Source organism: Streptomyces neyagawaensis (genome assembly GCF_023516595.1).
In the GTDB taxonomy this organism is placed as follows: Bacteria; Actinomycetota; Actinomycetes; order Streptomycetales; family Streptomycetaceae; genus Streptomyces; species Streptomyces neyagawaensis.
Genome location: NZ_JAMGBG010000005.1, coordinates 288,495 through 307,458, shown reverse-complemented (window position 1 = coordinate 307,458; position 18,964 = coordinate 288,495). Strand labels below are relative to the sequence as shown.

Genomic DNA, 18,964 nt, shown 5'->3' with positions numbered 1-18,964 from the left:
GATTTCGACGTTGCGTTTCGCAAAGCGTGGTTCGGGTGGGCATTTCACGACTTCCCTCCCGCGTGAGCGGGAACGATGCCCGCATGACGCTCACACCCGCCGAAGCCGACAAGATCCTCGCCGCCAACTTCGCCCCCTGGGTGCTCGACCTGGGCCTGACGGCCGTCGACCTGGACGAGGGGCGCGCGATGCTGCGCCTGCCGTGGTCCGACCGGTTGGCCCGTGAGGGCGGTGCCCTGTCGGGTCAGGCACTGATGGCGGCGGCCGACACGGCGACGGTGATCGCGGTGTCGGCGGCGCGCGGCTCCTTCGTACCGATGACGACGGTCCAGCAGTCGACCAGCTTCCAGCGGGCGGTGGTGGGTGAGGACGTGCTCGTCGAGGCGGTGCTCACCAAGCTGGGCCGCCGGATGGCCTTCGCCGAGATCGCGATGACGACGGCCGACTCGGGCGAACTGGCGGCCCGGGCGAGCACGGTGTACGCCCTGTTGGGGTGAGAAGCCGCCCTTTCCAGGGCCAACCACCACACATGGGCGCCGCGGTGAGCACGTTCGGCGACGGCTCGACAGCGGTCCGTTCCGGTCACCGATGAAAACGACGGCTTCCAGGAATCTCCACACCGAATGCCCAGCGGGGTCACGGCGCCCGGCGGATCTGCACAGCGGTCCGCCGGGCGCCGCGCCTTTGAGGCGGGAGTGTCCAGTTCGTTTTCCGCATGGCAATCAAGCCGCGATGGCGATGACGGGCGCGGTGTGAAGAACTTGGCCCCAACGCGTGCGCGGCCCTGCACGGATGACCGGCCTTGGTCACCAAGTGCGCTGGTGAGAGCGCTTCTTGATTGGATGTGCGCCACGGCGATCTGCTTTGATCCATCGCACCGCGAGGGGCCGCCGAGCTCTCGGAGACGAGAGTCGAGCGCCCCCGTGTGCGGCCGTCGTTCTGTCCCCAGAAGGGGGCCGCTCCCCCCTTATGAATATCCATACGAAGGGAAGTTCCATCATGAACTCCACCCCCCAGGTTGAGACCGCCGAGCTGTCGGACGCCGCGCTGGACGCCGTTGCCGGTGGTCTGCAGATCAACGCCGTCGGCACCGTCACCGGCCTGGTGGACGGCGTCGCCCCGGTTTCCGGCCTGGTCAACACGGCCGTCGGCACCGTCGAGGGTGTCACCGGCCTGAACACCGCGCCGGTCACCAGCCTGGTCGCCGGTCTCTGATCGACCCCTGGTACCGCTGAGTCCCGGAACCGTCCGACGGTTCCGGGACTCTCGGGTGCCGTCGCCCCGTCCTTCGTTCCTCGCAGGTGAGGGAAGTCCCGTGCAGTTCCGCCAACAGGCCCTCGCCAAGCTCCAGTCGCCGGAGGAACTCGACCTCCCCGTGCGCTTCGCCCGCCCCCAGGGCTGGCTCGTACTGTCCGTGACGGTGGTGGCCATGGCCGCCGCGTCCGTGTGGGCCGTCACGGGCTCCGTCGCCTCCACGGTCGGCGCGCCCGCCGTCCTCACGCACAACCAGGGCAGTTACGTCCTGCAGAGCCCGGTTTCGGGGCAGGTCACCGCCGTCCTCGTGAAGCAGGGCGAGCGGCTCCCCGCCAGGGCCCCGGTCCTGAAGGTCGCCACCGCCGACGGCGAGACCGTCGTACGGTCCGTCGCCGCGGGCCGGATCTCCGCGCTCGCCGCCACCATGGGCCAGATCATCCGCACCGGCGCCGATGTCGCGGCCGTCGAGAAGGTCGCCGAACCCGACGACCCGCTGTACGCCACGGTGTACGTGCCCGCAGAGAACGCGGCCTCCATCCCGCGGAACGCGCGCGTGGACCTGACTGTCCAGTCGGCGCCCACCCAGCGCTACGGGGTGCTGCGCGGCCATGTGCGGTCCGTGGACCGCACCGCGCAGACCCCGCAGTCCATCGCCGCGTTCCTCGGGGACCGCCAGCTCGGTGAGCAGTTCACCAAGAAGGGCCGGCCGGTGGCCGTCACCGTACGGCTGGACCGGGACGCGTCGACCGCGTCGGGCTACCGGTGGTCGTCGCAGGACGGGCCGCCGTTCGAGCTGACCTCCATGACCATGGCCACGGCTTCCGTCCGCATGGCCGACGAGCGTCCGATCGATTGGCTGCTCCCGTGACCTCATCCCCGGACACCGCGCCACCGTCGACGCACGGCAGGCGCAAGGCGGCCCCGAAGAAGCGCCCCGTGCCCAAGGGCGTCCGCAGGGGCGTCCGCACCCCGACCGTGCTCCAGATGGAGGCCGTGGAGTGCGGCGCCGCCTCCCTCGCCATGGTCCTCGGGCACTACGGGCGGCACATCCCGCTGGAGGAGCTGCGCATCGCCTGCGGTGTCTCCCGCGACGGCTCCCGCGCGAGCAACCTGCTGAAGGCGGCCCGCAGTTACGGTCTGACCGCCAAGGGCATGCAGATGGACGTGGCCGCCCTCGCGGAGGTGCGGGCCCCGGCCATCCTGTTCTGGGAGTTCAACCACTACGTCGTCTACGACGGAATGGGGCGCCGCTTCGGCCGGCGCGGCGTCCACATCAACGACCCCGGCAAGGGCCGCCGTTTCGTGGCGATGGAGGACTTCGACGCCGCCTTCACGGGAGTCGTCCTCGTCATGGAACCGGGCGACGACTTCGAGCGGGGCGGCCGCAGACCGGGGGTCCTGGGCGCGATGCCCGCCCGGATGCGCGGCACGTCCGGCACCCTGCCGGCCGCCGTCCTCGCGAGTCTGCTGCTGGTGGCGGTCGGCGCGGCGGTGCCCGCGCTCAGCCGCACCTACATCGACATGTTCCTGATTGGCGGCCAGACCTCGCTGCTGGGCGTGCTGTTCACGTCCATGGGCGCGTGCGTGCTGCTGACGGTGCTGCTGACCTGGCTTCAGCAGGCGAACCTGCTGCGCGGCCGGCTGATCTCGTCGACGCTCAGCAGCGCCCGCTTCCTGCGCCATCTCCTGCGCCTGCCCGTCACGTTCTTCGCGCAGCGCAGCCCCGCCGACCTCGTCCAGCGGCTCCAGTCCAACGACGCGGTCGCCGAGACCCTCGCCCGCGACCTCGCGGCGGCCGGCGTGGACGCGATCGTGGTGGTCCTCTACGCCGTGCTCCTCTACACCTACGACCCGCAGCTCACCTTCGTCGGCATCGCGGTCGCCCTGCTGAACGTGGTGGCGATGCGGGTCGTGATCCGGCTGCGCGCGACCCGCACCGCCAAGCTGCGCGCCGACAACGCCCGGCTCACGAACACCGCGTACACCGGTCTGCAGCTGATCGAGACGATGAAGGCGACCGGCGGCGAGGACGGCTACTTCCGCAAGTGGGCCGGACAGCACGCGACCACGCTGGAGGAGCAGCAGCGGCTGGGCGTGCCGAGCGCCTGGCTGGGGGTGGTCGCCCCGACCCTCGCCACCCTCAACAGCGCGCTGATCCTGTGGATCGGCGGGATGCGCGCCGTCGAGGGCCACATCTCCGTGGGGCTGCTGGTGGCCTTCCAGGCGCTGGTCACGCGTTTCACCGCGCCGATCACCCGCCTCAACGGTGTCGCGGGCCGGATCCAGGACTTCGCGGCCGACGTGGCCCGGCTGAAGGACGTGGAGAACTTCCAGGCCGACCCGCTGTACGCCCGCCCCGACAGCACAGAGTCGACCCGCCGGTTGCACGGCCACGTCGAGCTGGAGAACATCACCTTCGGCTACAGCCCCCTCGACAAGCCGCTGCTCACCGGCTTCGACCTCACGGTCGGACCCGGCCGGCAGGTGGCGCTGGTCGGCGGCTCCGGAAGCGGCAAGTCGACGGTGTCCCGGCTGATCTCGGGCCTGTACGCGCCCTGGGAGGGCGTGATCCGGATCGACGGACGGCGTCTGGAGGACATCCCGCGCGGCGCGCTCGCCGCGTCCGTCTCCTTCGTCGACCAGGAGGTGTTCCTGTTCGAGGGCACCGTCCGCGACAACGTGGCCCTGTGGGATCCGTCGATCCCGGACGAGGCCGTGGTGGAGGCGCTGCGGGACGCGGCCCTGTACGACGTGGTGGCCCGCCGCCCCGGCGGCATCCACAGCCGGGTCGAGCAGGACGGGCGGAACTTCTCCGGCGGTCAGCGGCAACGACTGGAGATCGCCCGGGCGTTGGTCCGCCGGCCCAGCATCCTCGTCCTCGACGAGGTGACCAGCGCGCTCGACGCGGAGACGGAGCTGATCGTGATGGACAACCTGCGCAAGCGCGGCTGCGCCTGCGTGGTGATCGCCCACCGGCTCAGCACGGTCCGCGACAGCGACGAGATCGTCGTCCTGGAGCACGGCACGATCGTGGAGCGCGGTCGGCACGAGGAACTGGTGGCGCGGGGCGGCGCGTACGCCCGGCTGGTCAGGGAGCGGTGAGATGACTGCCGTCCACGAGGGAGACCTCGTTCTCGGTGCGCTGGGCGCCATGGGCACGCCCTTCGACTGCGCGGGCCTCACCCGTCTCGACCTCGAAGGCCCGCAGGTGCTGTGGCTGGTGGCCTCCGGCGCCCTGGACCTGTTCGCGGTCGACGCCGTGGAGCAGGGCCACTGGCACCATCTCGGCCGGCTGGAGGCGGGCGCCCTGCTGCTCGGTCCGGTCGCGGGGCCCCAGCACACCCTGGTGGCACGCCCGCTGAGGGACTGTGTGCTGCGCCGTATCGGGCTGCGGGAGCTGTATCAGCCGGTGAACACCGAGACCTGGTCGTACGACGAGTGGGGCAACCCCCAACTGGTGCCCCCGCAGAGCAGCCCGCTGGAGTACGCGCTCGCCCTGGGCGTCGGCCGCGGTCTGTCCATTCTCTTCCAGGCTCCGATGGCCACCGAGCAGGCCGCGGCCCCCACCGACGACGACGTGTTCTGGATGCAGGTCCCGCCGGGCAGTGTCCAGTACGGCTCGCTGTACGGGGCGGAGGCGGCGGCCGATCTGCTGATGGACCCGGGGGTCTGGCAGAGCATGGTCGACCAGCAGTACCGGCTGCTGGCCACCCTGGACCGCTGGATCGAGCAGCTGGAGCGCACCCACGAGGACCGTACGGCCGCCGGCATCAAGGCCGGTGAGGCGGTCCGCGCCCAGGCCGACCGCACCCTGCTCGCCTCCATCGGCCGGTCCTCGGCGGCCCGGCGGACGACGGCCGCGGACGCCGATGCCACGTACGCGGCGTGCCGGCTCGTCGCCCGCGCGGCCGGGATCGTGCTCGCGGAACCCGCGCAGAGCGGCACGGAGAGCGACCGGCTCGATCCGGTCGAGCGGATCGCGCTGGCCTCCCGGGTCCGGGTCCGTGCCGTACGGCTGGACGGGCACTGGTGGCGGGACGATGTGGGTCCGCTGGTCGGTCACCGGGCGCTGTCCGGTGCGCCGGTGGCCCTGTTGTGGAGGCGCGGCGGCTATGTGGCCGTGCACCCGTCCTCGGGCCGGGAGACACCGGTCGAGAAGGCGAACGCGGCGGAGTTCGAGCCGCGGGCGGTGATGTTCTGTCGGCCGCTGCCCGAACGGGTGCTGACGCCGCTGCGGTTGATGCGGTTCAGCCTCCACGGCACCGGCGGCGACATGACGGGGCTGCTGCTGAGCGGTCTGGTGACGGTGGTGCTGGGCTCGCTGGTGCCGATCGCGACGGGCCGGATCCTCGGCGAGTACGTGCCGAAGGCGCAGGAGAACCTGATCGCGCAGGCGTGTCTCGCGGTGATGCTCGCGAGTGTGGTGTCGGCGGCGTTCCTGCTGTTGCAGAACCTGACGATCCTCAGGCTGGAGGGCCGGATCGAGGCGACGCTCCAACCGGCGGTGTGGGACCGGCTGCTGAGGCTGCCGACGAAGTTCTTCGCGTCGCGCTCGACGGGTGAGCTGGCGAGCGCCGCCATGGGTATCAGCGCGATCCGCCGCACGCTCGCCGGGGTGGGCCCGGTGGTCGCGCAGTCGGTGACGGTCGGTGCCGTGAACCTGGCGCTGCTGCTCTGGTACAGCGTACCGATGGCGCTGGCCGCGATCGGCATGCTGGTGGTGGTGACCGCGGTGTTCCTCGGCCTCGGGCTGTGGCAGGTGCGCTGGCAGCGGCGGCTGGTGGTCCTGGGCAACAAGCTGAACAACCAGGCGTTCCAGACGCTGCGGGGTCTGCCGAAGCTGCGGGTGGCGGCCGCGGAGAACTACGCGTACGCCGCCTGGGCGGGCGAGTTCGCCCGCAGCCGGGAGCTCCAGCAGAAGGTCGGCGGCATCAAGAACCTCAACACGGTGCTGGGGGCGGTGTATCTGCCGCTGTGCACGCTGCTGATGTTCATGCTGCTGGCGGGCCCGGCGCGCGGCTCGATGTCGGCGGCGGAGTTCCTCACCTTCAACACCTCGGTGACCATGCTGCTCACCTCGGTCACCCAGCTGACCGGCGCGTTCGTGTCGGCGGTGGCCGTGCTGCCGCTGTTCGAGGAGATCAAGCCGGTGCTGGAGGCCGCCCCCGAGGTGCGGACGGCCAGCACGCGCCCCGGCGTGCTCTCCGGCGCGATCGAGGCCCGCCGACTGTCCTTCCGGTACACGGACGACGGGCCGCTGGTACTGGACGACGTGTCCTTCGCGATCGAGCCCGGCGAGTTCGTCGCGGTCGTCGGCCCGAGCGGCTGCGGCAAGTCGACCCTGCTGCGTCTGCTCATCGGCTTCGACCGGCCGGTGTCGGGCGGGGTCCTGTACGACGGGCAGGACCTGACCGCCCTCGACCAGTCCGCGGTGCGCCGGCAGTGCGGTGTGGTGCTCCAGCACGCCCAGCCGTTCACGGGGTCGATCCTGGACGTCATCTGCGGCACGGAGCCGTACACGCCGGAGGAGGCGATGGCGGCGGCGGAGATGGCGGGGCTCGCGGAGGACATCCGGCGCATGCCGATGGGCCTGCACACCATCGTCCAGGGCAACGGGGCGGTCTCCGGCGGCCAGCGCCAGCGGCTGATGATCGCCCAGGCCCTCATCCGGCGCCCGCGCATCCTCTTCTTCGACGAGGCGACGAGCGCCCTCGACAACGAGACCCAGCGCACGGTCATGGAGAGCACCCGCGCCCTGAACGCCACGCGAATCGTGATCGCGCACCGGCTGTCCACGGTGATGGACGCGGACCGGGTGGTCGTGATGGAGGACGGCAAGGTCGTCGAGGTGGGCCCGCCGGCGACCCTGCTGGCGGACACCGGGGGACGCCTGCACGAGCTGGTACGGCGTCAGATGGCCTGACGCCCACGCCGGTGGCGGGGTTGCCGTTGCGGTGCGACCGCGGCTGCCGGACGGCCCGCAGCGTGGCGCCTCACTCGTAAGGGCGCCAGGCCCTCTCCCGCAGAGCGGGGTCGCGCAGCACGTCGACGGCGGTGCATGCCAGCGCCTCGGTGGCCGCCCGGAGCACCCGGCGGGCCCGTTCGCAGACGCCGGCCTCGGCGAACTCGGGTGTGTGGTCGGACCCGTCCTCGTCCATGATCGCGACGAACGGGTGGATGGCGGGGACGCGGGCGCTGACGTTGCCGATGTCGGAGGAGCCGAGGTACACGCCGTCCGCGGGCGGGCCCAGGCGGATGCCGGCGCGGTCGAGATGGGCGGCGAAGCGGTCGGAGAGCGGCCCGCTGTCGCGGAAGTGCTCGTACCGGACGCCGGCCCGCTCGACGGTGACGGTCGTGCCGGTGGCGAGGGCCACGCCCTCGGCGCTGGTCGCGAGCTGTCGGGCCAGGTCGTCGAGGGCGCCGGTGGTGGCGGCGCGCAGCCCGAAGCGGCCCTCCGCGAGGGCGGGGACGATGTTCGTGGCCTCGCCGCCGTGGGTGACGATGCCCTGAATGTGGGAGGCCAGCGGCAGTCGGCGGCCGAGCGCGGCCAGGACGTTGAAGAGTTCGACGAGGGCGGCGAGCGCGTCGACGCCCTCGGTGGGGTTGCCCGTGGGATGGGCGGCCCGCCCGTGGAAGGCGACCCGGTACTGCTCCTGCGCCGTCAGCGGGGCCCGGGTCCAGTCGTACGCCCCCGGATGGAACATCAGCGCGGCGTCGATGTCGTCGAAGATGCCCGCCTCCACCTCCAGGGCCTTGCCTCCGCCGCCCTCCTCGGCCGGGGTGCCCACAGCCAGCACGGAGCCGGTGCCGTCGTCCAGGGCGGTGCGGGCGGCGAGCGCGGCGCCGAGGCCGGCGGCGGCGATCAGGTGGTGGCCGCAGGCGTGGCCGAGCCCGGGCAGGGCGTCGTACTCCAGCAGCAGCGCCACCGCGGGCCGCCCCGTGCCCGAGCGCGCCACGAAGGCCGTCGGCATGCCCGCCACCCCGTCCTGGACCTCGAAGCCGGCCCACCGCAGCTCGCCGGTGAGCAGCGCCGCCGCCCGCCGCTCGTCGAAGGCGTACTCCGGGTCGGCGTGCAGGGTCGTCGCCAGCTTCCAGCAGGCGTCGGCCCCTTCGGCGACCGCCGCGCGCACCCGCTGGTAGAGGGCGTCGGAGTCGTGGATCACGGGACCTCCCGGTGCTCGGCGGACGTGTCGTCGTCGGCCTCCGGGTTTCACCGGACACCGGGCCGACACCTCCGCGGCCCTCCGATCACTTCTACAGGGCGCTCCCCCGACCCGGCCCGTCCCGCGCGCGTCAGCCGGCGGCGCCCGCCTCGACCGCGCCCGCCTCGACCGCGTCCGGCCGGGCCTCCCCCGACTGGACCGCCTCCGCCTCGGTGTCGCCGTCCTCCGGTGGGCCGGGCTCCCAGCGGAGGAGGTCCCCCGGCTGGCACTCCAGCACCTCGCACAGGGCCTCCAGCGTGGTGAAGCGCACCGCCCTGGCCCGGCCGTTCTTGAGGACGGCCAGGTTGGCGGGGGTGATCCCGACGCGTTCGGCGAGTTCGCCCACGGACATCTTCCGCCTGGCCAGCATCACGTCGATGTCGACGGCGATCGGCATCAGATCACCTCGGCCAGCTCGGCCCGCATCCGCGCCGCCTCGATGTCGCGGGCGACGGCCTTGGCAAGGAGCAGCCGCAGGACGAGCACGATGAGCGCGACGCCCAGGACCGCCAGGGAGACACCGCCCAGCAGCAGCACGACGCCCGGTGCGACCGCCTCGCCCGGCGCCAGCACCACGCCGAGTGCGAACACCAGGGCGGAGGCCGCGACCATCGCGCCGATGACTCCGTGCACGTAACGGAAGGCCTCGTGGGAGAAGACCGTGTCGCGCCGGACCATCGTCACCAGCCGCCACACACAGACCAGGACCGCCTGGACCGTCACCACGCCCAGGACCACGATCACCAGCACCGGCGTGCGCACATGCGCCATCTCCGGGTCGAGATCGTCCAGATCGGCGGCCAGCAGGGGCACCATCACCCCCTGCACCAGCACCGAACCCGCCAACAGCACCGCGATCACCACGCGGAGCGCGAGCGTCGTCAGCTTTCCCATCACCCCTCCTTCTCTCGATGAGCGATGGAAATCTATCGATATTCGATACGCGAGGCAACAGCAGGGCCCGCCACGGGCCACCGGGGAGGGACCGTCAGCGTTGCCCGGCCGCCCGCGAGCGGCGCGGCAGCAGCAGGATCGAGGCGATCGGGATGGCGGCCAGCACCGCCCAGGGGACGGCCGGGGGCAGCCCCGTGTCCATGAGGGACCCGGTGCCCGCGCTGCCGAGCAGGACGATCAACCCGGAGACGGAGGACATGGCCCCCGTGTAGAGCCCGAGGCGGCCCTCGACGGCGAGGTCCGGCACCCAGGCCCGGGCGGCCGGGGCGACAAGCATCTGCCCGAGCGTCAGCAGCATCACGAACCCGGCGGCGGGCAGCAGCCCCGCGGTGCCCGTCCATCCGGCGGGCCGGAAGAGGGCCACCACCCCGAAACCGGCCGCGATCAGCAGCAGCCCCGCCGCCATCGACCGCCGCAGATCCAGCCTGTCCCCCGCCCAGCGCGTCACCGGCAGCTGCGCGGTCACCACCAGCAGCGACGAGAGCCCGAACAGCCAGGCGAGTGCGGCCTGCGACCCGGTGGCCCGCTCCACCTCGTCGGGCAGCAGGAGGTACAGCTGGTTGTAGGCCAGCAGATAGGCGCCGTAGGCGCCGCACAGTGCCAGGAACCGGCGGTTGCGCAGCAGCCCGCCGAGGCCGCCCCGCACCTCGACCCGCTCCCGGCCGGGTATGTGCTGCGGCAGCAGCCGGGCGTGGCCGGCGAGGACGAGGACGAAGACACCGGCGCCCGCGAGGCACACCACGCGGTAGTCGACGGCGAGCAGCAGGGCACCGATGAGCGGGCCGACGAACGCCCCGGCCTGCCCCGCGACCGTGAACAGCGCGAGCACCCGCGTACGGGACCCGCCGCCCGACTCCTCCCAGACGACGGCCTGCCGGGCGACCTCGGACTCGACGGCGGGTGAGAACAGCGCCGCGGCGAAGCCGATCAGCAGCACCGCGCCGATGACCGACCAGGCGGCTTCGGCGTAGCCGAGCCATACGAACCCCGCGATCCGGAGCGCACAGCCCACGAGGACGACGGGGCGTACGCCGTACCGGTCGGCGAGCGCCCCGCCCACCACGAACAGGCCCTGCTGGCTGAATGTCCGCAGCCCGAGCACGAACCCGACCATCCAGCCGGCCATGCCGATCGCCGTGCCGAGGTGCTCGGCGAGGAACGGCAGTACGGCGAAGAAGCCGACGTTGAAGGCCAGCTGGGTGAGGATCAGCAGCCGCAGCAGGGGGTTGAGCCGCGCCCAGGTGCGCAGCCGCGAGGGCTTTTCGGGCCCGCCTCGCGAGGGCTTGCCTGGCCGGAGTCGCCGCCAGGGCTCGGCGGGTCGACGCTGCGAGGTATCGGCGGGTCGGCGTCGCGAGGAATCGGCGAACTCCGGTACGGGCGTCTCGTCCGCGGCGGCCACCCGGTCCGGGACGGTTCCGCTCGGCTGTCGCTGGGGCTCGGTCATGCGGTCTCTCCTGCGGGGGTGGCGACGGCGGGCTCCGGCCTCCGTGCGGCCTTGGTGCGTGGGCGGGGCAGCCGTACTCCGCCCGCGGCAGTGACGGCGAGCGCGCCCAGCAGTGCGAGGGCGGCGGCGGGCGCGAGGACGGCCCAGGGGGCGCGTTCGGCGTACGGCTGGTTCTCGGCGAGGAGGAGGCCCCACTCGGGGTCGGGCGGCTGGGCGCCGAGGCCGAGGAAGCCCAGGGAGGTCAGGGCGAGGGCCACGCCGGGCAGCCGCAGCAGGGCGTGGCGGGTGACGGGCGGCACAAGCGCGGGGAGGATCTCGCGGCGGAGGAGTTGTCCGCCGGTCGCGCCGAGGCCCTTGGTGGCGGCGATGTGGGTGGTGGCCCATTCCTGTTCGAGCAGGGCGGTGGTGTGGGCGGCGAGCGGCACCCAGGCGACGGCGGCCACGGCGAGCGCCGGGGTGGCCGCCCCGTTCCCGGCGACACCTGCGACGAGCAGGCCGGCGAGGACCGCCGGTATCGCGTTGACGGTGTCGACGAGCGGCCCGGACAGACGGGGCAGCATCCCGAGCAGGACACCGGTCAGTAGTGCGGCGGCGCTGATCGCGACCGCCAGGGAGAGGGTGCTGAACGCCCCGTGCCCGATCCGGGCGAGGAGGTCCCGGCCGAGCGCGTCGGTGCCCAACGGGTGCGCCCAGGACGGGGGTTCGAGGCGGGCACCGGTGTCGAGAACGAGCGGGTCGCGGGTCAGCCCGAGGGCGACGGTGCCGAGGAGGACGGCGCCGAGCACGAGAGGGGCGACGCGTGGCTCGGCGAGCTGCGGGCGGTGCGGGGAGGTCAGGGCGCCGTCGCGCAGGGCGGGGCCGATGAGGAGGCGGGCGGCGAGCCGGGCGCAGGCTCCGGCGAGGGCGGCCAACAGGACGAGGGCGAGGGTGCCGGCCTGGAGGACGGGGAGGTCCTGGGCGACGGCGGCCTGGAGGGTGGTGCGGCCGAGGCCGGGTATGTCGAAGATCTGCTCGACGGCGACGGCGCCGCCGGTGAGGCCGACCACGAACAGACCCACGTTCGGCAGGAGTCCGGGCACACAGCGGCGTACGGCGCGGCGGGCCACGGTCCGCCCGGGTGTCCCGCGCGCGGCGGCGGCGAGCGCCCAGGGTTCGGCGAAGGCGCCCGGCAGCAGGTCGTCGAGCATCCGGCCGAGCAGTGCCCCGGCGGGCAGACCGAGGGCGAGGGCGGGCAGCACCGTCCACCGCGGCCCGTACCAGCCGAGCGCGGGGAGCCAGCCGAGGTGGACCCCGACCACGACCGCGAGCACCGATCCGGTGAGGAACTCGGGCAGCGCGGCCAGCATCGCCGCCCCGCCGCCTCCGCCCCCGCGGTCGTCGAGGCGGTGGCCCGCGCCCCGCAGCAGGGTGCGGGCGCACACCGCGCCGGCCGTGAGCAGCGCGACCACGAGCGCGGCGGCCATCAGCAGCAGGGAGACGCCGAGTGCCTGGACGACGGCGGGGGTGACCTCGCCGCCGGAGATCCACGACCGTCCCGCGTCACCGCGCGCCAGCCCGCCGAGCCACTCCCCCAGCAGCCTCGCCGGGCCCGCGTCGAGGCCCAGTTGATCGCGTACGGCGGCCAGGGCGTCCGGTGTCGGGTCGCGTTCCGCGGAGCGCGCCTTGAGGACGGTGAGCGCCGGGTCGGTGCGCGACAGCCACGGCAGCAGGCCGATACCGCACAGCAGGGCGGCGGCGAGCAGGACGCGCCACAGGGTCCGTATCAGCGCCGGGTCCCCGTTCCTATGAGGGCCCGCTCGTACGGGTCGAGGAGCACGCCGCGTACGGAGGTGCCGACGCCGGTGATGATCCGCTGGTGGACGAGCGGCACCGTGGCGTCGGTGGCGAGGACGGCCGCCTCGGCCTTCAGCGCCGCCCGCTGCCGCTCGGCGGTGTCGGACTCCTTCTGGGCGTCCGCGACGGCACGGTCGACCTTCTTGTCGCACAGCAGCGCGAGGTTGTAGCCGCCGTCGCAGGTGAAGTCGCTCGCCAGGATGGAGACGGGGTCGCCGGTGTCGAGCAGGGAGTTGCGGGCCCCGACGAACGCGTCGAACTTCCCGGCGAGGGCGTCGCTCTCCAGCCGCGAGTACTCGCGCACCTCCAGTTTCACCTCGAACCCCGCCTTCTTGAGCTGCTGTTGGAGCACCTGGGCGACCTCGGGCAGTTCGGGCCGGTTGTCGTAGGTGGCGACGGTGATCGAGGTGCCCGCGGGGTCGGCCGCCTCCGCCCGTCCGGCGGGTGCGGGGCGTTTGCCTGCGGCCCAGGTCACGGCCGGGCCGAAGACGCCGACGCCGGGGTCGGCGTGTTCTTCGTACACGTCCTTGGCGAGGACGGAGCCGTCGACGGCCTCACGGGCGGCCGCGCGCAGCTCCGGGTCCTTGAAAGCGCCGTTCCTGGTGTTGAGCAGGAGGCTGGTGGTGCGGGTGGTGGCCGTCTCGTGGCGGGTGCCCCGGGTGAGGGTGGACGCCTGCGACACCGGGACGGCCTCGGCCACGTCGACCTGGCCGGTGCGCAGGGCGTTGGTGCGGGCGGTGCCGTCGGCGATGAACCGGACGTCGATGCCGGGCGCCTGGGCCCGGCCGCCCCAGTAGTCGTCGTAGCGGTCCAGGGTGGCGGCGGTGGTGCCGGTGACCTCGGTCAGCTCGAACGGGCCGGTGGCCGCGCCGACGGGGTTCACGCGTTTCCCGGCGTACGCCTTGGCGGAGAGGATCGCGAGGCCGGGGCCGGCCAGGCGCAGCGGCAGGGCGGGGTCGGGTTTCTCGGTGGTGACCCGGACCTGGCGGTCGCCGCTGTTCTGCGCGGTGAGCGTGACGCCCGAGAGCGCCGGGGTGACGGGCCGGGCCTCGGTGGCGTGGGTGAGGGCGGCGGCGACCGCGGCGGGAGTGACGTCGGTACCGTCCTGGAAGGTGGCCTCGCGCAGGGTGAACAGCCAGTTCCGGTCGTTCTCGCGCGTCCAGGACTGGGCGAGCGCGGGGGCCGCCGCCCCGTTGGCGTCCAGCGCGGTCAGCCCCTCGGTGACACCGAGCCGGCTGAGGAGCGTGGCGTCGGCGCCGTACGGGGAGAAGTTCTCGGCGGGCGGGAACGCCAGGGCGACCCGCAACCGGGAGCCGTCGGCGGAGCCGCCCCCGGAGGAGTCGCCTCCGGGGGCGAAGCAGCCGGTCAGAGCGGGGGCGAGGAGCAGTCCGGCGACGCGACGGCGGCGGGGGGAACGCATGGTCCTTGGTTCTCCGGGGGGGGCGGGGACGGCCGATGGGGAGGCGGGGAGGGCCGTGGGGAGGGCAGGGAGGGCCGGTTGGGTGCCGGGGTGCACGGCACCCCGTGTCATCCGACAGGTGAGGTGGCCGTGCCGACCGCCGTGCCGGGGGCGGGACGTGCCCGCAGCGGGATCTCGAAGTGCACGACCCGCTCGCCGGTCTCCACGCGTTCGTCGCACACCACGTCGCCCTGGGAGCGCCAGAAGTCCTCGGCGCCGGGTACGGCGGGGTCGGTGTGCAGATAGACGGAGCGGTAGCCGCCGTCGGCGGCCGCGAAGTCCAGCAGCGCTTCGACCAGTCGGCGGGCGAGGCCGCGCCGTCGGTGCTCGGGGCGTACATAGACGCGGCGCAGCTGGGCGGTCCGGCCGGACGGGTACCGCTCGGCGAGGGCGCGCGGGTTGGGCGGATGCGCGGGGCCGCGGGAGTCCAGCGCGCCGGTGGCGACGACTGCTCCGTCCCGCCGGTCGACCGCCACCAGGAGGGTGTGCCGGGCGGGCAGCACGTACGCCTCGCGCGGATCGATGATGTCGCCGTGCCAGCGCGGGACGTAGCCCGTGCCGAAATCCCGGTAGACGGTGTCGAGCATCACCGCCCGCGCACGGTCGAGGTCGTCGGGGCCCGCGGGCCTGATGTCGTAGTCCAGCACCTGCACATCATATGCAATAAGGCTGATCATCTTGATCGGGGGCGGGTCGGGGCCGGGTCGGGGGCGGGTCGGCGGGCCATGGCCGGGGGTGGTGAGCGGGAGCGCCCGGTCGGCCGGTACACGACTGTTCGCCCCTGGCCGCCGCTCACGGCACGCGTGTCGCGGCGGCTCGCGGGTACTCCGGGAGTCATGCGGATGAGCGTGGTGGATGTGGGATCGAACACCGTACGGCTCGTGGTGGCGGACACCGAGGGCGGCGTGCCGCTGCCGGTGCACACCGCCAAATGGCGGCTGCGGCTGTCGGAGCAGGTGCCTCCCGGAGGGGACGTCCCCGACGAAGCCGTACGACAGCTGTCGGAGGCGGTCGCGGCCGCGGCGCGGACGGCGGAACGCTGGGGCGCCTCGGCCCCGTTGGCGTTCGCGACGGCCGTGGTGCGTTCCGCGCCGAACTGCCGGGACGTGCTGCGCGCCGTGCGCGAGGACACCGGCGTACGCCTGTGCACCCTCCCCGGCGAGGTGGAGGCGGAGCTGACCTTCCTCGGGGCGCGGCGGTGGATGGGCTGGCGGTCGGGGCCGCTGGCGCTGCTCGACATCGGGGGCGGCTCCCTGGAGGTGGCGTTCGGGCGGGGGCGGCTGCCGGACTTCGTGGCGTCGCTGCCGCTGGGCGCGGGCCGGCTGACCCATGAGTTCTTCGACGGGCAGGACATCCCGTCGCCCGACAGCGTCAAGGCGCTGCGCCGCAAGGTCCGCCACCAACTGCGGGACGTCGCCGCGCGGATCCGATGGGAGGGGCCGCGCACCGCGGTGGCCACGTCCCGTACGTTCCAGCAGCTGGCGAGACTCTGCGGCGCCTCGCCCGGTCGGCACGGCCCGTTCGTGGAGCGGGAGTTGCACCGGGCGGACCTGGCGCGCGCGATCGACCGCCTCGTCGCGCTCCCCGCGGCCGAGCGGTCCACGCTCCCGGGGATCTCCGCGCCGCGCGCGGCGCAGAGCCTGGCCGGAGCGGTGGTCGGGCACACGACCATGAAGCTGACCGACCTCAGGTCGGTGACCGTCTGCCCGTGGGCGATCCGCGAGGGCGTGTTCCTCCGGCACATCGAGGACGGCCCGGCCTGGTGGGCGGAGGTCACCCACGACGAGGCGGGGCCCGCCGCCCCGCTGCCGAGTCAGGCCGGCCCGGTCGCCCTGCGGATCGCGACACCGGCCGGCTGACGCCACAGAAAGGAGAAGGAACCCCCATGACCCGTCACCAGAAGCGTGCGTCCGGCGACCGGCCCGAGACGGCCTTGGAGCAGGTCCTGCACGAGGCCGAGGAGGCGGAGACCCGCGTCACGGACTCCGCCCGGCGGCGCCGCCACCGGGGCGAGGCCGGTGAGGCGATCACGCCCAACGATCGGGCCCAGGAGGAGTCGCGGCACGACGGTGACCAGGACCGCAGCCGCGAATGAACCCGTGACTCACACCGGCGAGGCCGGTGAACGGCGCGTGTGGGGCCGGGCGGCGGACCGCCCGGTCCCACGTGTGCGCGGACCGCGGGAGAAGGGCCCTCGCGCCAACGGAGAGGCCACGCTCGGCGGTTGGCCGGGACATCGGGTGGAACGATGGAGTGACCTGGGGGCAGGTGTACACCCGTGCCGGTCGCGCCGGTACGCAATCCGAGCCACACAGAAGTGGAGACGCGCGAAGTGAAGTTCCTTCTCGAGGTCGACCTGGACAGTACGGGCTGGGACGAGGGCACCGCCGTCCAGGAACTGGAGCGCATCCTGCGGTACTGGGGCGGCAACCTCCGCCACTGCGAGATGGCACCCGGCGACGGGCAGGCCCTGTACGACTCCGGGCACCGGGAGGTGGGCCGCTGGACCGTCACCTCCGAGTGACCGGTCGGGCCCTCGACCCTGGAAACAAGATGCCGGGGGTCGGCCGGCAGCCCCACTCCGCCTGGCCGACCCCCGGATGGGATCGCGTGGCACACCACGACAGGGCACGCACTCCCCAGTTACGGGCCCTCGCTCATCACTCGCGGAACCACACGACCCCGGTCTCGGGATCCCCTTCGGAAGGGGAACGGGACCGTCGCCCTAGAAGGCGAACAGGGCCGACGTCGCGGAGTTCTTCACGCAATCGTTGGAGAAGACACGCTCGTACGCGACGCGCTTGCCCTCCCAGACGCCCTGGACGGTGACGATCACGGGGTCGTACTGCTTGGTACAGAACGCCCCGCTCGTACCGTTCAGGGCGCTGAAGTCCCCGTCGCTCGCCCGGAGTTCGGCGCACGCCTTGACGGCGGCCGGGTGGGTTCCGGAGGGGCGCGGCGCGCAGGTCAGGGTGACCGCGCGCTCAGGGGTGGCGACCGCGGCGTCCTCACCGTGGCCCGTGATCAGGACCATCGCTGAGGGTGCGTACAGCCCGGACGTGCCGGGCTGCGGGGCGGCCAGCGCAGAGCCCGCGAAGGGGCCGCAGACGGCGGTGGCCGTCAGGGTGAGAGCCGCTGCCCATCGCGCGGTTTTCGGCATTGTGTGCATCCTTCCGCTCTTGGATTGCCGGCGGTTTCGTCTCACCTGTCACGTGGACGAAGCCGCCCTGTCGGTGCCGGTTCGGCGAGCGCCACTCTGCCGGGTCCGGGGCCGGAACACACATCGACCCCACGGGTTTCAGTAACTTTGAGTGTTGAAGTAGTGGCGTGAAGTCACGGAATTCGAACATGCAAACCCCGATTCTGAGCGGTTCTTGATCGTCGGTTGATCACAGATGGCTGGATCTCCACGGCTCGGCAATCGGCCTGAAACATTCCGCTTGCCGCCGTGACACATCCCGGATCGACCCCGGTGAGACCACCGTGAGACCACTGGTGTTCATGTGGGGACGCGGGGGACGAGGGTGGCGGGAGCGCCGGTGAAGTGGCGCATCGCGTCCCGGTGGTGGACGGCGGCTGACCGACTCGTCAGGATCGTCGGCGGAACGGGCGTGCTCGACGACGAGAGGCGGGACGGCGCGGATGGCGAAGCACTGGGCGGATTTCCAGTACGAGATCTATCTGAACGGGATGGCGGGGGCCGTGCCGCGGTTGCCCACCGACCTCACCCGGCTGGAGGAACTCGCCGAGCACCGTCTCGGTGCCGGCCCCGTCGGCTATGTGGCGGGCAGCGCGGGCCACGGCAGCACCGCCCGCGCCAACCGCGCCGCCCTGGACCGCCACCGGATCGTGCCCCGACTGCTGCGGGACGTACGGGAACGGGACCTCTCCGTCGAGGTCCTGGGCCGCACCCTGCCCGCGCCCCTGGCCCTCGCCCCGGTCGGCGTGCTGTCGATCGTGCACCCCGACGCGGAGTCCGCCGCCGCCCGGGCCGCCGCCGCGCAGGGCGTGCCGTACATCCTGTCCTCGGCGTCCAGCACACCCATGGAGGAGATCGCGGAGGTGATGGGCGACGCGGAGCGCTGGTTCCAGCTGTACTGGGCGAAGGACCGCGAGGTCACCCGGAGCTTCCTCGCGCGGGCCAGGGCCACCGGGTTCTCGGTGTTGGTCGTCACCCTGGACACACCGATGCTCGGCTGGCGGCCACGGGACCTGGAGCGGGCGTATCTGCCGTTCCTGCACGGCGTCGGCACCGCCAACTACTTCTCCGACCCGGCGTTCCGGGCGGGGCTCGCCAAGCCGGTGCACGAGGATCCCGACGCGGCCGTGCTGCACTTCGTGGGCATGTTCGGGGATCCGGGGAAGACCTGGCCCGACCTCGCGTTCCTGCGGGAGCACTGGGACGGTCCCATCGTCCTCAAGGGCGTTCTGCATCCCGACGACGCCCGGCTCGCCGCCGACGCCGGGATGGACGGTGTGGTCGTGTCCAACCACGGCGGCCGTCAGGTGGCCGGCTCCATCGGCGCCGCGGACGCGCTGCCGGGGGTGGCCGAGGCGGTCGGGGACCGGCTGACCGTCCTCTTCGACAGCGGTGTGCGCACCGGCGACGACGTCTTCAAGGCGCTGGCGCTGGGCGCCCGGGCCGTCCTCGTCGGCCGTCCGTACGTATACGGTCTCGCCCTCGACGGCCGGGCCGGCGTCGAACACGTCGTCCGTTCCCTGCTGGCCGAGTTCGACCTCACCCTGGCTCTCTCAGGACACCGGACACCGGCGACGGTCGATCGGGGCTGCCTGGCCGCCGCCCCGGCATGACGACGG

17 protein-coding genes are annotated in these 18,964 nt (G+C 73.1%); 9 read left to right on the top strand and 8 right to left on the bottom strand.

What is annotated here, in order from left to right; translation table 11 throughout:
* Positions 1-83: 83 nt before the first annotated feature.
* From M8J73_RS03750 to M8J73_RS03730, 5 genes are all read left to right on the top strand, one after another.
* On the top strand, positions 84-497 hold the full coding sequence (locus M8J73_RS03750) for a PaaI family thioesterase (RefSeq protein ID WP_055539834.1): 414 nt from the start codon (positions 84-86) through the stop codon (positions 495-497).
* A 502-nt stretch (positions 498-999) separates the two neighbouring features.
* Entirely contained in the window at positions 1,000-1,215 is a 216-nt protein-coding gene (locus M8J73_RS03745; RefSeq protein WP_055539833.1) for a hypothetical protein, read from the top strand.
* A gap of 100 nt (positions 1,216-1,315) precedes the next feature.
* The gene (locus tag M8J73_RS03740; RefSeq protein WP_055539832.1) at positions 1,316-2,122 is read left to right on the top strand and encodes an HlyD family efflux transporter periplasmic adaptor subunit; all 807 of its coding nucleotides are present in this window, start codon (positions 1,316-1,318) and stop codon (positions 2,120-2,122) included.
* A 68-nt stretch (positions 2,123-2,190) separates the two neighbouring features.
* Positions 2,191-4,356, top strand: coding sequence for an NHLP family bacteriocin export ABC transporter peptidase/permease/ATPase subunit (locus M8J73_RS03735; protein ID WP_055539838.1), 2,166 nt, complete (start codon positions 2,191-2,193; stop codon positions 4,354-4,356).
* Between the two features lies 1 nt (position 4,357).
* Entirely contained in the window at positions 4,358-7,177 is a 2,820-nt protein-coding gene (locus M8J73_RS03730) for an NHLP bacteriocin export ABC transporter permease/ATPase subunit (protein WP_055539831.1), read from the top strand.
* 70 nt (positions 7,178-7,247) lie between these two features.
* On the opposite strand, the gene M8J73_RS03725 is transcribed toward M8J73_RS03730, so the two are convergent.
* The 7 genes from M8J73_RS03725 to M8J73_RS03695 form a co-directional block, all read right to left on the bottom strand.
* Positions 7,248-8,417 (bottom strand): amidohydrolase, encoded by a 1,170-nt coding sequence (locus M8J73_RS03725; RefSeq protein WP_107424013.1) that lies wholly within the window; start codon positions 8,415-8,417, stop codon positions 7,248-7,250.
* A gap of 130 nt (positions 8,418-8,547) precedes the next feature.
* On the bottom strand, positions 8,548-8,853 hold the full coding sequence (locus M8J73_RS03720; protein ID WP_055539830.1) for a helix-turn-helix domain-containing protein: 306 nt from the start codon (positions 8,851-8,853) through the stop codon (positions 8,548-8,550).
* Positions 8,853-9,350, bottom strand: a complete 498-nt coding sequence (locus tag M8J73_RS03715) for a DUF2975 domain-containing protein (protein ID WP_055539829.1) — start codon at positions 9,348-9,350, stop codon at positions 8,853-8,855. Before M8J73_RS03715 ends, M8J73_RS03720 begins: the two co-directional genes overlap by 1 nt.
* Positions 9,351-9,444: 94 nt before the next feature.
* Positions 9,445-10,854 (bottom strand): MDR family MFS transporter, encoded by a 1,410-nt coding sequence (locus tag M8J73_RS03710; RefSeq protein ID WP_240501404.1) that lies wholly within the window; start codon positions 10,852-10,854, stop codon positions 9,445-9,447.
* The gene (locus M8J73_RS03705; protein WP_308408333.1) at positions 10,851-12,317 is read right to left on the bottom strand and encodes an ABC transporter permease subunit; all 1,467 of its coding nucleotides are present in this window, start codon (positions 12,315-12,317) and stop codon (positions 10,851-10,853) included. Before M8J73_RS03705 ends, M8J73_RS03710 begins: the two co-directional genes overlap by 4 nt.
* Before the next feature lie 299 nt (positions 12,318-12,616).
* The gene (locus tag M8J73_RS03700) at positions 12,617-14,107 is read right to left on the bottom strand and encodes an ABC transporter substrate-binding protein (RefSeq protein ID WP_249828218.1); all 1,491 of its coding nucleotides are present in this window, start codon (positions 14,105-14,107) and stop codon (positions 12,617-12,619) included.
* A 107-nt stretch (positions 14,108-14,214) separates the two neighbouring features.
* Complete coding sequence (locus M8J73_RS03695) at positions 14,215-14,823, bottom strand: GNAT family N-acetyltransferase (protein WP_283946254.1); 609 nt, start codon at positions 14,821-14,823, stop codon at positions 14,215-14,217.
* Positions 14,824-14,982: 159 nt separating this feature from the next.
* Between M8J73_RS03695 and M8J73_RS03690 the strand changes: the two genes are divergently transcribed.
* The 3 genes from M8J73_RS03690 (at position 14,983) to M8J73_RS03680 (ending at position 16,670) form a co-directional block, all read left to right on the top strand.
* Positions 14,983-16,005, top strand: coding sequence for a Ppx/GppA family phosphatase (locus M8J73_RS03690; RefSeq protein ID WP_249828216.1), 1,023 nt, complete (start codon positions 14,983-14,985; stop codon positions 16,003-16,005).
* A 26-nt stretch (positions 16,006-16,031) separates the two neighbouring features.
* Entirely contained in the window at positions 16,032-16,241 is a 210-nt protein-coding gene (locus M8J73_RS03685) for a hypothetical protein (RefSeq protein WP_055540630.1), read from the top strand.
* A gap of 237 nt (positions 16,242-16,478) precedes the next feature.
* Complete coding sequence (locus tag M8J73_RS03680) at positions 16,479-16,670, top strand: hypothetical protein (RefSeq protein ID WP_055512888.1); 192 nt, start codon at positions 16,479-16,481, stop codon at positions 16,668-16,670.
* 201 nt (positions 16,671-16,871) lie between these two features.
* On the opposite strand, the gene M8J73_RS03675 is transcribed toward M8J73_RS03680, so the two are convergent.
* Positions 16,872-17,306 carry a protease inhibitor gene (locus M8J73_RS03675; RefSeq protein ID WP_206187938.1) on the bottom strand — a complete coding sequence of 145 codons (435 nt, stop codon included), beginning with the start codon at positions 17,304-17,306 and terminating at the stop codon, positions 16,872-16,874.
* A 482-nt stretch (positions 17,307-17,788) separates the two neighbouring features.
* Here M8J73_RS03675 and M8J73_RS03670 point away from each other — a divergent pair, with 482 nt between their 5' ends.
* Complete coding sequence (locus tag M8J73_RS03670) at positions 17,789-18,958, top strand: lactate 2-monooxygenase (protein WP_055540628.1); 1,170 nt, start codon at positions 17,789-17,791, stop codon at positions 18,956-18,958.
* The last annotated feature ends 6 nt before the right edge of the window (positions 18,959-18,964 follow it).

Excerpts from the sequence above, each read along its gene's own strand:
- M8J73_RS03750 (WP_055539834.1), top strand. The coding sequence starts at position 84 with ATGACGCTCACACCCGCCGAAGCCGACAAGATCCTCGCCGCCAACTTC.
- M8J73_RS03745 (WP_055539833.1), top strand. The coding sequence starts at position 1,000 with ATGAACTCCACCCCCCAGGTTGAGACCGCCGAGCTGTCGGACGCCGCG.
- M8J73_RS03730 (WP_055539831.1), top strand. The coding sequence starts at position 4,358 with ATGACTGCCGTCCACGAGGGAGACCTCGTTCTCGGTGCGCTGGGCGCC.
- M8J73_RS03720 (WP_055539830.1), bottom strand. The coding sequence starts at position 8,853 with ATGCCGATCGCCGTCGACATCGACGTGATGCTGGCCAGGCGGAAGATG.
- M8J73_RS03715 (WP_055539829.1), bottom strand. The coding sequence starts at position 9,350 with ATGGGAAAGCTGACGACGCTCGCGCTCCGCGTGGTGATCGCGGTGCTG.
- M8J73_RS03710 (WP_240501404.1), bottom strand. The coding sequence starts at position 10,854 with ATGACCGAGCCCCAGCGACAGCCGAGCGGAACCGTCCCGGACCGGGTG.
- M8J73_RS03705 (WP_308408333.1), bottom strand. The coding sequence starts at position 12,317 with ATGGCCGCCGCGCTCGTGGTCGCGCTGCTCACGGCCGGCGCGGTGTGC.
- M8J73_RS03700 (WP_249828218.1), bottom strand. The coding sequence starts at position 14,107 with ATGCGTTCCCCCCGCCGCCGTCGCGTCGCCGGACTGCTCCTCGCCCCC.
- M8J73_RS03695 (WP_283946254.1), bottom strand. The coding sequence starts at position 14,823 with ATGATCAGCCTTATTGCATATGATGTGCAGGTGCTGGACTACGACATC.
- M8J73_RS03690 (WP_249828216.1), top strand. The coding sequence starts at position 14,983 with ATGCGGATGAGCGTGGTGGATGTGGGATCGAACACCGTACGGCTCGTG.
- M8J73_RS03685 (WP_055540630.1), top strand. The coding sequence starts at position 16,032 with ATGACCCGTCACCAGAAGCGTGCGTCCGGCGACCGGCCCGAGACGGCC.
- M8J73_RS03675 (WP_206187938.1), bottom strand. The coding sequence starts at position 17,306 with ATGCCGAAAACCGCGCGATGGGCAGCGGCTCTCACCCTGACGGCCACC.
- M8J73_RS03670 (WP_055540628.1), top strand. The coding sequence starts at position 17,789 with ATGGCGAAGCACTGGGCGGATTTCCAGTACGAGATCTATCTGAACGGG.